The sequence below is a fragment of the Streptomyces rubiginosohelvolus genome (assembly GCF_014649875.1).
GTDB lineage: Bacteria > Actinomycetota > Actinomycetes > Streptomycetales > Streptomycetaceae > Streptomyces > Streptomyces rubiginosohelvolus.
Window position 1 is genome coordinate 241,766 of the sequence record NZ_BMTW01000010.1, and the last position, 13,124, is coordinate 254,889.

Sequence of the window (13,124 nt, forward strand, 5' to 3'; positions counted from 1 at the left end):
GGGCTCGGCGGATCAGTACGCGCTGTCCACGTTGTCCATGGAGCCGTAGCGGTCGGCCGCGTAGTTGCAGGCGGCGACGATGTTGGCGACCGGGTCGTACAGGTCCTTCTTGGTGCCCGCCACGTGGTAGCGGTCGAAGGTCGGCTGGATCACCTGGAGCAGACCCTTGGACGGGATGCCGTTCTGGGCGTTGATGTCCCAGTTGTTGATGGCCCAGCGGTTACCGCTGGACTCGCGGATGATGTTGCGGTGGATCCCCTCGTAGGAGCCGGGGATGCCTTCCTTCTTCATGATCGACATGGCCTCGCGGATCCAGCCGTCCAGGTTGTTGGCGTAGACCGGCTTGCGCGGGGTGGAGCGGTTGGCCTTCTCGGACGCGCGCTTCTTCGCGTCCGCCTTGGCCTTGGCGGCCTTCTCGGCCTTGTCCTTCGCGTCGGCTGCGGCCTTGGCCTTCGCCTCGGACGCGGCCTTCGCCTTCGCGGCCTTGGCCTTCGTCTCGGCGGCGGCCTTCGCCTTGGCGGCGTCGGCGGCCTTCACGAGCTTCTCGGCGGTGGAGTGCTGCTCGATCATGCTGTTCTGCACGGTCTTGGCCTGTGCGGTACCCGTGGCGTTGGTGAAGGCCACGGGCGCAGCGGCGGCTGCCGCCTGCGGGGCAATCTCGGCATCGGCGTTCGACGGGACGAGCGAGAAGGTCAGGGCGGCGACGCCCAGGGCCGACACACCGGCCACGGAGATCTTCTGGACCTTGTTCAGACGACGGAGACGACTGGGAATGCGAGTCGCAGACATGTAGGGCTACCTCTTCGAATGCTCAGGTGTCCTCACGGAGGACGAGACCGGAGGCGGTGATGCGCACCTCCGTCGGGGACGAGAGCAATTCTTAGCGGCAGCAAAATCCTGAGGCAAAGGTGTGACGTACGAAGCCAGGTAGTGGAGAAGGGTCCCGTTAGTCCGAAATGACCCTCGTGTGCGCCTGCTCAAAACGCCCTTATGGACCCACTAGGTACCTTCGTAAGTGACGTACACCCTATGCCTGGGCTCACATCGGCGACGTAACAGTCTCACCACTCGTTGCTGAAGCAATCCGGAGCGTTACGTTCCTCATCCGGCAGGATGAGGTGGACGTCCCCGAACTCATGCCAGAGGTACCGCTCCTGGAGCGCCGCCTCGTACCCGCGGCGCAGCGCCTCGCGCCCCGCCACCGCCTCCAGCATCAGCAGATGCGAGGCCTGCGGCTCATGCAGCCCGGTCAGCAGCCCGTCCACCACCCGGACCCCGCGCCGCGGCGTCACCACGAGGTCCGTCCACCCCTCGGCGGGCCGCACCACCCCGTCCGCGCCCACCGCCGACTCCAGCGCCCGCACGGCCGTCGTCCCCACCGCGACCACCCGACCGCTCCCCGCCGCCCGTACCGCGTTCACCAGCCAGGCCGTCGCCGCCGGTACCGCGAACCGCTCCGGGTACGGCGGCTCGTCCGCCTCCGCCGATGCCACCCCCGTATGCAGGGACAGCGGGGCGAACAGCACCCCCCGGCGCACCAGCTCCGCCACCAACGGGACCGTGAAGGGCCGCGCGGCACTCGGCATCTCCGCCGAACCGCTCCCGTCCGGGGAGTCCACCGCGAACACCGTCCGGTACGCCGACAGCGGCTGATCCCTATCCGTGTACCCGTAGCGGATCGGCCGCCCGTACCTGCGCAACATCTCCGGCACCCGCTCCGGCGCCCGCGCCCACCACAGCCGGGCCCCGGCCGAGGGCCCCAACGGCTCCTCCAGTACCAGGGCCCGCCCGCCCGGCAACCGCACCACCGCCCCCGCCGGGCCACCCGGCCGCGGCCCCGTGACACCCGCCCCCCTGGGCGCCCGCAGCTCCACCGCCCACCGCCCGTCCGCACCCCGCGTCGAGAAGTGCACGACGACCCGCTCCCCGCCGACGCGCCCGTTCACCGCGGCGGGCAGCGTCATGGACGTGTTCACCACCAGCACGTCCCCGGCCCGCAGCTGCTCCGGCAGCTCCCGGAACGCATGGTGCGTGACCGCCCGCCCCCGGGACACGAGCAGCCGTACGTCGTCACGCCCCGCCCCGCGCTGCTCGGCCGGCACCCGGGCCGACAACGCGTCCGGCACCCGCAGGGCCTCCAGGGCGGTGGCCTCCGCGGCTTCGGCTCGGCCCGGCCGCGCGTCCAGGGCCGGGGAATCCGCGGCGGCCGTCGCCGCCGGCTCCGCCCCGCCCGCCCCCGGCACGGCGAGGGCCACGTCGCCGCTCCCGCACCGCCCCCGCGCGGTCATCGCGCACCCCCGCCCTGCCCCGCCGGCCCCTCCAGCAGGGCCGGAGCAGCGTACCGGCCGCCGGCCGGCCGCTCCCGCACCAGCCGCAGGTACGCGGGAGCCACGCTCTCCGGCGACGGCCGCGCGTCCGTGTCCTCCGGGACCGCCGCGGCGTACAGGTCCGTCGCCATGTCGCCCGGGTCGACCGCCCACACCCGCAGCCCCGGCTCCTCCTCGCCCAGCACCGCCGCCAGCTGGTCCAGCGCCGCCTTCGACGCCCCGTAACCGCCCCACGTCGGGTACGGCTCCGCCGCCGCGTCCGAGCTGATCACCACCACCGCCCCCGCCTCCGAGGCCCGCAGCGACGGCAACGCCTCCTGTACGAGACCGAGCGCCGCCACCACATTCGTCTCCAGCGCCCGCCTGAGCCCCTCCAGCGGCAGCGCGTCCAGCCGGACCAACGGCTCCGCGCCCAGCACGCTCGCGTTGCTCACCAACAGGTCGAGCCCGCCCAGCGAACCGGCCGCCGCCACCAGATCCGCCCGGTGCGCCGCGTCCGTGACGTCCCCCGGCACCGCCACCACCCGCGTCCCGTACCGCCCGCGCAGCTCCCGCGCCGTCTCCTCCAGCACTCCGGCGGTCCGGGCGTCCAGCACCAGGTCCCAGCCCTCCCCGGCCAGGGCCCCCGCCAACGCCCGTCCCAGCCCCTTCGAACCACCCGTGATCATCGCGACCGGCATGGTGACCGTCCCCTTCGTACCCTCGGCGTCCGCCGGGAGACCCCGGCGATCTCACCGTAGGAAGGCCCGGCCGGACCGCGCCTCGCCCGGGAGCCGCACCCGTACCCGGCACTTCGGCGTAGGTCCCGGGCAGTCCTACGACCTCCGGCCGAGGGGCCGGTCCACCCGGGCCTAGGCCCCGGCGCGCCGAGCACCGACCCGGGCCCGATACGACCGCCCGGCCCCCGCCGGTACGGTGATCCCATGAGTCATCGCCCACCGTCGGGCCTCGCCGCGGTGAGTGCCGCGCTGCTCGCCATGAGCCGGCACCTCGAAGTGGGCGACGTCCTGAAAACGATCGTCGCCTCCGCCCGCGAGCTGCTCGACGCCCAGTACGCGGCCCTCGGCGTCCCGGACGACCACGGCGGCTTCGCCCAGTTCGTGGTCGACGGCGTCAGCGACGAACAGTGGAAGGCCATCGGCCCGCTGCCCCGCCAGCACGGCATCCTCGCCGCGATGCTCCACCAGGCGAAGCCCGAACGCCTCGCCGACGTCCGCGAGGACCCCCGCTTCGAGGGCTGGCCCGACGCCCACCCCGACATGTCCGACTTCCTCGGCCTGCCCATCACGGACGGCGACGAGATCATCGGCGCGCTCTTCCTCGCCAACAAGATGTGCCCCAAGCCCGACGGCGGCTGCGGCTTTACCGCCGAGGACGAGGAACTGCTCCAGATCCTCGCCCAGCACGCCGCGATCGCCCTCACCAACGCCCGCCTCTACGAACGCAGCCGCGAGCTGACCATCGCCGAGGAACGCTCCCGCCTCGCCCACGAGCTGCACGACGCGGTCAGCCAGAAGCTGTTCTCGCTCCGCCTCACCGCCCAGGCAGCCGCCGCCCTCGTCGACCGCGACCCGGGCCGCGCCAAGGGGGAGCTCCAGCAGGTCGCCGCCCTCGCCGCCGAAGCCGTCGACGAACTGCGGGCCGCCGTCGTCGAGCTGCGTCCGGCGGCCCTCGACGAGGACGGCCTGATCGCCACCCTCCGCACCCAGATCCAGGTCCTGGACCGGGCGCACACCGCCGAGGTCGCCTTCGAGAGCTGCGGAGTGCGCGCACTGCCCGCCGCCCAGGAGGAAGCGCTGCTCCGGGTCGCCCAGGAAGCCCTCCACAACGCCCTGCGCCATTCCGGGGCGGAGCGCGTGAGCGTCACCCTGGCCCGGCGCGGCACCGCCACCGTCCTGCGCGTCACCGACGACGGGGGCGGATTCGACCCCACCTCCGTCCGGCGGGCGGGCCGCCACCTCGGCCTCGTCTCCATGCGCCACCGGGCGAGCAGCGTCGGCGGCCGACTCACCGTTGCATCGGAGCCCGGCAAGGGCGCCACGATCGAGATGGAGGTCCCCGGTGGCTGACAAGATCATCAGGGTGCTGCTGGTCGACGACCATCAGGTGGTCCGCCGCGGACTGCGCACCTTCCTGGAGATCCAGGAGGACATAGAGGTCGTCGGCGAGGCGTCCGACGGCGCGGAGGGCGTGGCCCGGACGGAGGAGCTGCGCCCCGACGTGGTGCTGATGGACATCAAGATGCCCGGCACCGACGGCATCGAGGCGCTGCGCCGCCTGCGCGCGCTCGACAACCCGGCCAAGGTCCTCATCGTCACCAGCTTCACCGAACAGCGCACCGTGGTCCCCGCCCTGCGCGCCGGAGCCTCCGGCTACGTCTACAAGGACGTCGACCCGGACGCCCTGGCCGGCGCCATCCGCTCCGTCCACGCCGGACACGTCCTGCTCCAGCCCGAGGTCGCCGGGGCCCTCCTCGCCCAGGAGGACGCGGGCACCGGCACGGGCCGGGGGAGCACCCTCACCGAGCGGGAACGCGAGGTCCTCGGCCTCATCGCGGACGGCCGTTCGAACCGGGAGATCGCCCGGACCCTCGTCCTCTCCGAGAAGACGGTCAAGACCCACGTCTCGAACATCCTGATGAAGCTCGACCTGGCCGACCGCACCCAGGCGGCGCTGTGGGCGGTACGCCACGGAGCGGTGGGCTGACGCCGCGGCCGCGGGTGCGGGTTCCCGTCCGGGCTGAGATTCATACTGTCGGGTGTATGTCACCCGAACGGCGCATCCTTCCGGGCGGCCCGGCGTTCTCCAGGACGTGCTGCGGCGGCTTGTCGCAGCCTTTCTAGGAGGATCCTGAAGTGAAGAACCTGAAGAAGGCCGCCGCCGTCACGATGATCGCGGGCGGGCTCATCGCCGCCGGCGCCGGTGCCGCCTCCGCCACCGGCCACAGCGGTGCCGGCGCCCACGGCGCGGCCATCGGCTCCCCGGGCGTCGCCAGCGGCAACCTCGTGCAGGTCCCGGTCGCCGTCCCGGTGAACGTGGTCGGCAACACGGTCAACGTCGTGGGCCTGCTCAACCCGGCCTTCGGCAACTTCGGCCTGAACCACTGAAGCCCTAGCCGTGCCCGTCCGGCGTTTGAGGACGGAACCCTCAGGGCGGGGGTCCCGCACACCAGCGGGCTCCCCGCCCGGGGCATCCCAGCCCGCCAGGGCATCTCACCCAGCCCGTCCGGACACCCCCAGCCCGTCCGGCGCTTGAGGACGGAACCCCCACGGCGGGGCTCCCGCACCAGAACAAGGCCCCCGCCCGGGCACCGCACCACCCCAGCCCGTCCGGTGCTTGAGGACAAAAGGCCCGCGGGCCTACCGCCGAACCTCCCCGCCCTCCACATACGCGTTGTACGCCGCCACCAACGCCCGCCGAGCCACCCGCTCCACCGGCCGCAACGCCTCCCCCCGCGCCGCGATCTCCGACGAGCTCACCGCACCGCCGTGCCCGTTCTCGTACGCCACCGAGACCAGCAGCCCCACCCGCTGCGCCATCTCCAGCACCCGCACCGCCCGCGGCGGATACCCGGGCGCCAGCACCTCGCGCCCCCCACCCCGCTCCACCCGCGCCCGGTACGCGTCCACCGCCGCCTCCGCCACCGGCCCGGAACCGGCCACGTCCAGCCGCGACAGCACCGCCGTCGCATCCCGCAACGCCTCCGCCAGCTCCCGCTCCGCCTCGCCCAGCGACGGCACGTCCGCGGGCGGCGCCTCCCGTACCGGCAGCACCCGCCACACCACCTCGACGTGCAGGTCCCCCTCCGGCCCGGCCTCGCTCACCTCCGGCACCAGCCCGTACGGCACCCCGTACGCGACGACCGCCTCCTCCGCCTCCAGCGCCCGCGCGTTGAAGTCCGGCGGGCCGCTCAGCCCCAGCGGATGCCCCGGCACCGGCAGCGCCACCCGGAAACCGGTGGCCCCCAGACCCCTCAGCCGGCCGAGCGCCAGCGTCAGCCCGACCGGCCCCGCCTCACCCGGCAGCCCCTCGACGCGGTGCACCGCGTCCTCTCCGACAATCGCGAGGGCCGCTTCGTCCGGCGAGACGAGTCCCGCCAGAAGCGCGTTTCCCCAAGCGGCCAACAACCCTGAACGTGGTTCGACAAGCATGCCGACAGCCTAAGGAACGTCCGGGCCGAGCCCGGGGTCCGGACCTCACGCCCGAACCACTCACGCGGTGGCGTAGGTTTTCCCTGGGAGCCGTGCCCACCGGCACGCGACGATCGACGAGACTGCATGGGGAGACAACGCGCCATGAGCGATGTACTGGAGCTGGTGGACGTATCCGTGGTCCGCGACGGACGCGCTCTGGTGGAAGACGTCTCCTGGTCGGTCAAGGAGGGGGAGCGCTGGGTCATCCTGGGCCCCAACGGCGCCGGCAAGACGACCCTCCTCAACCTCGCGTCCAGCTACCTCTTCCCGAGCAAGGGAACGGCCACCGTCCTCGGCGAGAAGCTGGGCGGCGTCGGCACCGACGTCTTCGAGCTCCGCCCCCGCATCGGCATGGCGGGCGTCGCGATGGCCGACAAGCTGCCCAAGCGCCAGACCGTCCTGCAGACGGTCCTCACCGCCGCGTACGGCATGACCGCCACCTGGCACGAGAACTACGAAGCCGTCGACGAGGAGCGCGCCCGCGCCTTCCTCGACCGCCTCGGCATGACCGAGTACCTGGACCGCAAGTTCGGCACGCTCTCCGAAGGAGAGCGCAAGCGCACGCTCATCGCCCGCGCCATGATGACCGACCCCGAGCTGCTGCTCCTCGACGAGCCCGCCGCCGGGCTCGACCTCGGCGGGCGCGAAGACCTCGTCCGCCGCCTCGGCCGCCTCGCCCGCGACCCGTTCGCCCCCTCCATGATCATGGTCACCCACCATGTCGAGGAGATCGCACCCGGCTTCACCCACGTCCTGATGATCCGCCAGGGCAAGATCCTCGCGGCCGGCCCCATGGAGACCGAGCTCAGCTCCCGCAACCTCTCCCTCTGCTTCGGCCTGCCGCTCATCGTCGAGCACACCGGCGACCGCTACACCGCCCACGGCCTGCCCCTCTCCTGACCGCCGCACCCCGATCGGCAGGCATTTCACCGGAGTTGACCCCCGTGCGCCCTGTCGGTGACGCACCGACAGTCCTACGATGACCATGTGGACATCGACGCATGGGTGTGGTGGCTGATCGGCGCGGTGGGACTGGGCATCCCCCTCGTCCTGACCGCGATGCCCGAATTCGGCATGTTCGCCGTCGGGGCGGTGGCCGCCTCGGCCGTCGCGGCCCTCGGCGGCGGAATCGTCGCCCAGGTGCTGGTCTTCGTCCTGGTCTCGGTCGCGCTGATCGCCGTCGTGCGCCCGATCGCCGCCAGACACCGGGCCGGACAGACCGGACAGGCCAGCGGCATCGACGCCCTGAAGGGCCGTCAGGCAGCCGTGCTGGAACGGGTATCGGCCGACGGCGGCCGCATCAAGCTCGCCGGCGAGGTCTGGTCCGCCCGTTCCTACGACGCCGACCAGGTCTTCGAGCCCGGCACCCAGGTCGATGTCATCGACATCGACGGAGCGACGGCCGTCGTCATGTGACCGAAGCGCGCACGGGGCGGGCCCACGTCTGCCAGACTCGAAGTCGATCATGTCGATCATCATGGGACCTCGGCCCGGCCGCAACTCACCGGTCACCGGCCGCACATGAGGACCGACCCGATCACCGCGATCCACCGGCCAACCGAAGGGCACGAGAGACACGATGCAACCGATCATCATCGTTCTGATCATTCTGGTGGTGCTCGTCTTCATCGCCCTGATCAAGACGATTCAGGTCATCCCGCAGGCCAGCGCCGCCATCGTCGAGCGATTCGGCCGCTACACCCGCACCCTCAACGCGGGCCTGAACATCGTCGTCCCGTTCATCGACTCGATCCGCAACCGGATCGACCTCCGTGAACAGGTCGTGCCCTTCCCGCCGCAGCCGGTGATCACCCAGGACAACCTGGTCGTCAACATCGACACCGTCATCTACTACCAGGTGACCGACGCCCGCGCCGCGACCTACGAAGTGGCCAGCTACATCCAGGCGATCGAGCAGCTCACCGTGACCACCCTCCGCAACATCATCGGCGGCATGGACCTGGAACGGACCCTCACCTCCCGCGAGGAGATCAACGCGGCCCTGCGCGGTGTCCTCGACGAGGCCACCGGCAAGTGGGGCATCCGCGTCAACCGCGTCGAACTCAAGGCGATCGAGCCGCCGACCTCCATCCAGGACTCGATGGAGAAGCAGATGCGCGCCGACCGCGACAAGCGCGCCGCGATCCTCACCGCCGAGGGCATCCGGCAGTCCCAGATCCTCACCGCCGAGGGTGAGAAGCAGTCCGCGATCCTGCGCGCCGAGGGTGAGGCCAAGGCCGCCGCCCTGCGCGCCGAAGGTGAAGCCCAGGCCGTCCGCACGGTTTTCGAGGCCATCCACGCCGGAGACCCGGACCAGAAACTCCTCTCGTACCAGTACCTCCAGATGCTCCCGAAGATCGCCGAGGGCGACGCCAACAAGCTCTGGATCGTGCCCAGCGAGATCGGCGACGCACTCAAAGGCCTCAGCGGCGCCTTCGGCAACCTCGGCGGCGGCATGCCCGGCTTCAACACCGGCGGCGACGGCGGCAACGGCGGGGGACCCAAGGGCGGCATCCCGGCCCCCGCGGTGGAACGACGCGAGGAACCCCCGGTCTCCTGACCCGGAAAGCCCTTCGTGCATGATCAGTGAGGCCCCTCGACCTTCATGGCGGGGAGGCGTCACTGACCACCGAAGGAGATGGCCTTGTCCATCTGGGAAATACTCGCCGTCTTCGCGGCCGGAGTCGGCGCGGGCACGATCAACACGATCGTCGGCTCGGGCACCCTGATCACCTTCCCCGTCCTGCTCGCCACCGGCCTCCCCCCGGTCACGGCGACGGTCTCCAACGCGCTGGGCCTCATCCCCGGCTCCATCAGCGGAGCCATCGGCTACCGCAAGGAACTGGCCGGGCAACGCCGCCGCATCATCAAATTGGGCATCGGAGCCGCCATCGGCGGCCTCACCGGAGCCACGCTCCTGCTCGCCCTGCCCTCCACCGCCTTCGAGACGATCGTCCCGGTCCTGGTCGCCATGGCGCTCGTCCTCGTCATCCTGCAACCACGCATCAGCAAAGCCGTGCAACGCCGCCGCGAACACACCGGCACCGAGGCCCGCACCGACGGCGGCCCGCTCCTGTTCACCGGCCTCATGCTCGCCAGCGTCTACGGCGGCTACTTCACCGCCGCCCAGGGGATCATCTACCTCTCGCTGATGGGCATGCTGCTCGACGACACGATGCAGCGCCTCAACGCGGTCAAGAACGTCTTGGCCGCCATCGTCAACAGCATCGCGGCGCTGTTCTTCCTCTTCGTCGCCCACTTCGACTGGACGGCCGTCGCCCTCATCGCGGTCGGCTCGGCCATCGGCGGCCAGATAGGCGCCAAGGTCGGCCGCCGCCTGAGCCCCACCGTCCTGCGCGCCCTCATCGTGGCCGTCGGTACGGTGGCCATCGTCCAGCTGCTGCTCCGCTGACGCACGTGGGCCCGCCCCCTCCCGGGGACGGGCCCGTACATCCATCATCGGGCGTACGCCGACTACGCCGCCGCGGCCGCCCGGTCCAGCCACTCGGGCAGCTCCGCCCGGTCGCCGGCCCCCATCGCCAGCAGCATCGCCTCGGCGGGGGAGGGCACGAACGGCTGCTTCAGCAGCGGCATCCCAGCCTGCTCGGGCGTCCGGGCCGCCTTGCGGTGGTTGTCCTCGGCACAGGAGGCCACCGTGTTCAGCCAGGTGTCCTGCCCGCCCTGGGCACGCGGCACCACATGGTCGACGGTGGACGCCGGCCGTCCGCAGTACGCGCACCGGTGCTGGTCCCGTATGAGCACACCCCTTCTGGACCACGGGGCCTGTCTTCGGAACGGCACCCGTACGTACCGGCAGAGCCTGATCACCCGGGGCGCCGGAATGTCCACGGCGGCACCACGCATACGGAGCTCGGGATGCGACTGCTCGACGACGGCCTTGTCCGTCAGGATCAGGACCACCGCACGGTTGAGCGTCACTGTCGACAGCGGCTCGAAGCTCGCGTTGAGAACCAGCGTGTCACGCATCCTGCCCACCTCCCGTGTGCCGCCCGCCCCCTGGCAGGCCCGGATCAACTCTGGCTGGGCAGGCCGCGATGGACAACGCAATAAAAAATGCCCTGCTCTGATCTCTCCAAGACCAGAGCAGGGCAAACAGCAGACGAACTAATCGCCGGCGGGAGCCCGGTACTCACCGATCAGCTGCGCACGCCCGAGCGCGTGGAACCGGAGGTTGAACCCGACCACCGCGGGCGAGGAATCACTGTCGATCCCGAGCGTCTCGGTGTCCACCGCGTACACGGTGAACACGTACCGGTGGTTCTCGCCGGCCGGCGGCGCGGCGCCGCCGAACTCCTTCGACCCGTAGTCGTTACGCGCCTGAACGGCGCCCTCGGGCAGCCCCTTGAACTCCCCGCTGCCCGCACCGGCCGGCAACTCGGTCACCGAGACCGGGAGGTCGAAGAGCACCCAGTGCCAGAACCCGCTGCCCGTCGGCGCGTCCGGGTCGAAGCACGTCACGGCGAAACTCTTGGTCCCCTCGGGGAAACCCTCCCACCGCAGCTGCGGCGAAGTGTTCCCGGCCGCAAGCACCTGAGCGTCGCCCAGCACGGCCCCCGGCGCGAGGTCGTCGCTCACCACGGTGAACGCCGGTACCTCCGGATGGAAGTCATGCGGCAGCGGGGCCCTGTTCGGCTCGGTCACGTCTCGCACCTCTCCTGATCGGTTCGTCTGCCTTCTTCCCCGACTGTAGGGGGCGTACCGCCCTCGTTCCGGAGGGCTTACCGCCGCCTAGAGCCAGTTGCGCTGACCGCCGACCTGGGCGAGCCACTGGTTGAGGTACGCCGCCCAGTCGGTCTGCTGGTAGTCGTGCAGCCCCACCTTGAACGCGCGGTAGGAGTCGCTGCCCTCGCTGAACAGCCCCGGCTTCTTGTCCATCTCCAGGACGACGTCCATCTCACGGTCGTCGGCGACGAAGGTCAGCTCCACCTGGTTCAGCCCGCGGTACTGCGCCGGCGGGACGAACTCGATCTCCTGGTAGAACGGCAGCCGCTGACGCGTCCCGCGGATGTGCCCGCGCTCCATGTCCGCGCTGCGGAAGCCGAAGCCCAGCTGCCGGAAGGCATTGAGGATGGCCTCCTGCGCCGGCAGCGGGTGCACGTTGATCGGGTCCAGGTCACCGGAGTCCAGCGCCCGGGCGATCTCCAGCTCGGTGGTCACCCCGATGTTCATCCCGCGCAGCTGCTGGCCGCCGAACATCGTGATCGGCGTCTCCCACGGGATCTCCAGACCGAACGGCACCACGTGCACCGCGCCCGCCTGCACCTCGAAGGCGCCGCCGAGGTTCAGCTTGGTGAACTCGATGTCCTGCTTGGTCTCCTGGTCAGCGCTCTCCACCTCGACCCGCGCCTGGAGCCCGACGTTGAGTCCCTCGATCTGCTGGGCGACCGAACCGCCCTGGATCCGCACCTCGCCCTGGACGACCCCACCGGGGACGACATTCACCTCGGTGAGCTCGGTCTCCACCGAGGCACCGCCGGCACCCATGCTCGCGAGCAGCCGCTTGAAGCCCATAGTCACTCCTTCTTGGTCCTGACCCCTACATACGCGCCACGACGGTAGCCGGTTCCCGCCGGAGCGATCCCAGTACCCTCGGACGCCATGACCAAAAGCCCGGACCGCACTCCACTGACGCGAGACTTCTTCGACCGCGACGTCCTGGAGGTCGCCCCGGACCTGCTCGGCCGCACCCTCGTACGCAGGGAGCCGACGGGCACGATCGAGCTGCGCCTGACCGAGGTGGAGGCGTACGCGGGTGAGATCGACCCGGGTTCGCATGCTTTCCGCGGCCGCACGGCCCGCAACAGCACGATGTTCGGCCCGCCCGGCCACACGTACGTCTACTTCACGTACGGGATGTGGCACTGCCTCAACCTGGTCTGCGGCCCGGAGGGGCATGCCAGTGGAGTCCTGCTCCGGGCCGGCGAGATCAACGTCGGCGCCCACCTGGCACGCGACCGACGCATCTCGGCCCGCAACGACAAGGAACTGGCCAAAGGCCCGGCCCGCCTCGCCACCGCCCTCGATGTCGACCGCGACCTGAACGGCAGCGACCTCTTCGGCGGCCCCACCCCGGCGCTGTCGATCCTGCACGGCACCCCGCCGCCTTCTGACCTCGTACGGAGCGGCCCCCGCACCGGAGTGGGCGGCGACGGAGCCCACCAGCCGTGGCGCTTCTGGATCGAGGGGGACCCCACGGTGAGTCCGTACCGCGCCCACGCACCGCGCCATCGGCAGAGCCGCAAGGCGACTTGACGCGCCCTCGGCGGAGCCCTAATGTAGTCCGAGCCGCTTGACACGGGTACAGCTCTCGGCACAGTCCATCGGACCGGACCGAGCCACTCGAAGCGGCCACACCACCACCTACGACTCACCCTGGCGGGTGCGAGTTCGGCATGCCCGTAATTCGCCCTATCGGCTCGATTATGAGCTGCCAAGAGAATCGGTTAACGTAGTGGACACGCCGAAAGGCAAGGCCACTCCACAGGCCACCGGAAATCGAATTCGGACCGGAAACGGAACGAAAAAGAGTCTGGTAAAGTTGGAACCGCCGGAAAGGGAAAACGCGAAAGCGAAGAACCTGGAA

The 13,124-nt window shown here is 70.9% G+C and carries 15 protein-coding genes; 8 read left to right on the top strand and 7 right to left on the bottom strand.

Annotated features, from left to right (window positions below; translation table 11 throughout):
• Window positions 1–12: 12 nt before the first annotated feature.
• The 3 genes from IE134_RS22905 to IE134_RS22915 all read right to left on the bottom strand — a co-directional run bounded on the left by IE134_RS22905 (window position 13) and on the right by IE134_RS22915 (window position 3,007).
• Window positions 13–789, bottom strand: a complete 777-nt coding sequence (locus IE134_RS22905) for a transglycosylase SLT domain-containing protein (RefSeq protein WP_030713587.1) — start codon at window positions 787–789, stop codon at window positions 13–15.
• Between the two features lie 272 nt (window positions 790–1,061).
• On the bottom strand, window positions 1,062–2,255 hold the full coding sequence (locus IE134_RS22910) for an S-adenosylmethionine:tRNA ribosyltransferase-isomerase (protein WP_444545691.1): 1,194 nt from the start codon (window positions 2,253–2,255) through the stop codon (window positions 1,062–1,064).
• A 29-nt stretch (window positions 2,256–2,284) separates the two neighbouring features.
• Window positions 2,285–3,007: an SDR family NAD(P)-dependent oxidoreductase gene (locus tag IE134_RS22915; protein ID WP_030713600.1), complete on the bottom strand. Its 723-nt coding sequence runs from the start codon at window positions 3,005–3,007 to the stop codon at window positions 2,285–2,287.
• Between the two features lie 243 nt (window positions 3,008–3,250).
• On the opposite strand from IE134_RS22915, the gene IE134_RS22920 reads away from it, so the two are divergent.
• The 3 genes from IE134_RS22920 to IE134_RS22930 all read left to right on the top strand — a co-directional run bounded on the left by IE134_RS22920 (window position 3,251) and on the right by IE134_RS22930 (window position 5,434).
• Window positions 3,251–4,396 carry a GAF domain-containing sensor histidine kinase gene (locus IE134_RS22920; RefSeq protein WP_030713601.1) on the top strand — a complete coding sequence of 382 codons (1,146 nt, stop codon included), beginning with the start codon at window positions 3,251–3,253 and terminating at the stop codon, window positions 4,394–4,396.
• A complete protein-coding gene (locus IE134_RS22925; protein WP_030713603.1) occupies window positions 4,389–5,033 on the top strand; it encodes a response regulator in 645 nt (214 codons plus the stop codon). Before IE134_RS22920 ends, IE134_RS22925 begins: the two co-directional genes overlap by 8 nt.
• Before the next feature lie 149 nt (window positions 5,034–5,182).
• Complete coding sequence (locus tag IE134_RS22930) at window positions 5,183–5,434, top strand: chaplin family protein (RefSeq protein ID WP_126931225.1); 252 nt, start codon at window positions 5,183–5,185, stop codon at window positions 5,432–5,434.
• A 252-nt stretch (window positions 5,435–5,686) separates the two neighbouring features.
• Here IE134_RS22930 and IE134_RS22935 read toward each other — a convergent pair whose 3' ends face one another.
• Complete coding sequence (locus tag IE134_RS22935) at window positions 5,687–6,478, bottom strand: Rv1486c family protein (RefSeq protein WP_030713607.1); 792 nt, start codon at window positions 6,476–6,478, stop codon at window positions 5,687–5,689.
• A 144-nt stretch (window positions 6,479–6,622) separates the two neighbouring features.
• Between IE134_RS22935 and IE134_RS22940 the strand changes: the two genes are divergently transcribed.
• From IE134_RS22940 to IE134_RS22955, 4 genes are all read left to right on the top strand, one after another.
• Entirely contained in the window at window positions 6,623–7,420 is a 798-nt protein-coding gene (locus IE134_RS22940; protein WP_010061441.1) for an ABC transporter ATP-binding protein, read from the top strand.
• Window positions 7,421–7,507: 87 nt separating this feature from the next.
• On the top strand, window positions 7,508–7,936 hold the full coding sequence (locus tag IE134_RS22945; RefSeq protein ID WP_030713610.1) for an NfeD family protein: 429 nt from the start codon (window positions 7,508–7,510) through the stop codon (window positions 7,934–7,936).
• A gap of 163 nt (window positions 7,937–8,099) precedes the next feature.
• Window positions 8,100–9,080 carry an SPFH domain-containing protein gene (locus IE134_RS22950; protein ID WP_030713614.1) on the top strand — a complete coding sequence of 327 codons (981 nt, stop codon included), beginning with the start codon at window positions 8,100–8,102 and terminating at the stop codon, window positions 9,078–9,080.
• 78 nt (window positions 9,081–9,158) lie between these two features.
• Window positions 9,159–9,932 (top strand): sulfite exporter TauE/SafE family protein, encoded by a 774-nt coding sequence (locus tag IE134_RS22955; RefSeq protein ID WP_030713621.1) that lies wholly within the window; start codon window positions 9,159–9,161, stop codon window positions 9,930–9,932.
• 62 nt (window positions 9,933–9,994) lie between these two features.
• Here the strand turns inward: IE134_RS22955 and IE134_RS22960 are convergent, their stop codons facing one another.
• From IE134_RS22960 to IE134_RS22970, 3 genes are all read right to left on the bottom strand, one after another.
• Complete coding sequence (locus IE134_RS22960) at window positions 9,995–10,507, bottom strand: HNH endonuclease (RefSeq protein WP_189431545.1); 513 nt, start codon at window positions 10,505–10,507, stop codon at window positions 9,995–9,997.
• A 138-nt stretch (window positions 10,508–10,645) separates the two neighbouring features.
• Window positions 10,646–11,182 carry a YbhB/YbcL family Raf kinase inhibitor-like protein gene (locus tag IE134_RS22965; protein ID WP_189431547.1) on the bottom strand — a complete coding sequence of 179 codons (537 nt, stop codon included), beginning with the start codon at window positions 11,180–11,182 and terminating at the stop codon, window positions 10,646–10,648.
• 87 nt (window positions 11,183–11,269) lie between these two features.
• Window positions 11,270–12,052 carry a sporulation protein gene (locus IE134_RS22970; RefSeq protein WP_010061447.1) on the bottom strand — a complete coding sequence of 261 codons (783 nt, stop codon included), beginning with the start codon at window positions 12,050–12,052 and terminating at the stop codon, window positions 11,270–11,272.
• Window positions 12,053–12,139: 87 nt separating this feature from the next.
• Here IE134_RS22970 and IE134_RS22975 point away from each other — a divergent pair, with 87 nt between their 5' ends.
• Window positions 12,140–12,793 carry a DNA-3-methyladenine glycosylase gene (locus IE134_RS22975; protein ID WP_030713627.1) on the top strand — a complete coding sequence of 218 codons (654 nt, stop codon included), beginning with the start codon at window positions 12,140–12,142 and terminating at the stop codon, window positions 12,791–12,793.
• Window positions 12,794–13,124 lie beyond the last annotated feature (331 nt).

What these genes read in the sequence shown, in the direction of transcription:
- IE134_RS22915 (WP_030713600.1), bottom strand. Translation starts at nt 3,007, where the DNA reads ATGCCGGTCGCGATGATCACGGGTGGTTCGAAGGGGCTGGGACGGGCG.
- IE134_RS22950 (WP_030713614.1), top strand. Translation starts at nt 8,100, where the DNA reads ATGCAACCGATCATCATCGTTCTGATCATTCTGGTGGTGCTCGTCTTC.
- IE134_RS22920 (WP_030713601.1), top strand. Translation starts at nt 3,251, where the DNA reads ATGAGTCATCGCCCACCGTCGGGCCTCGCCGCGGTGAGTGCCGCGCTG.
- IE134_RS22940 (WP_010061441.1), top strand. Translation starts at nt 6,623, where the DNA reads ATGAGCGATGTACTGGAGCTGGTGGACGTATCCGTGGTCCGCGACGGA.
- IE134_RS22935 (WP_030713607.1), bottom strand. Translation starts at nt 6,478, where the DNA reads ATGCTTGTCGAACCACGTTCAGGGTTGTTGGCCGCTTGGGGAAACGCG.
- IE134_RS22970 (WP_010061447.1), bottom strand. Translation starts at nt 12,052, where the DNA reads ATGGGCTTCAAGCGGCTGCTCGCGAGCATGGGTGCCGGCGGTGCCTCG.
- IE134_RS22955 (WP_030713621.1), top strand. Translation starts at nt 9,159, where the DNA reads ATGGCCTTGTCCATCTGGGAAATACTCGCCGTCTTCGCGGCCGGAGTC.
- IE134_RS22975 (WP_030713627.1), top strand. Translation starts at nt 12,140, where the DNA reads ATGACCAAAAGCCCGGACCGCACTCCACTGACGCGAGACTTCTTCGAC.
- IE134_RS22905 (WP_030713587.1), bottom strand. Translation starts at nt 789, where the DNA reads ATGTCTGCGACTCGCATTCCCAGTCGTCTCCGTCGTCTGAACAAGGTC.
- IE134_RS22960 (WP_189431545.1), bottom strand. Translation starts at nt 10,507, where the DNA reads ATGCGTGACACGCTGGTTCTCAACGCGAGCTTCGAGCCGCTGTCGACA.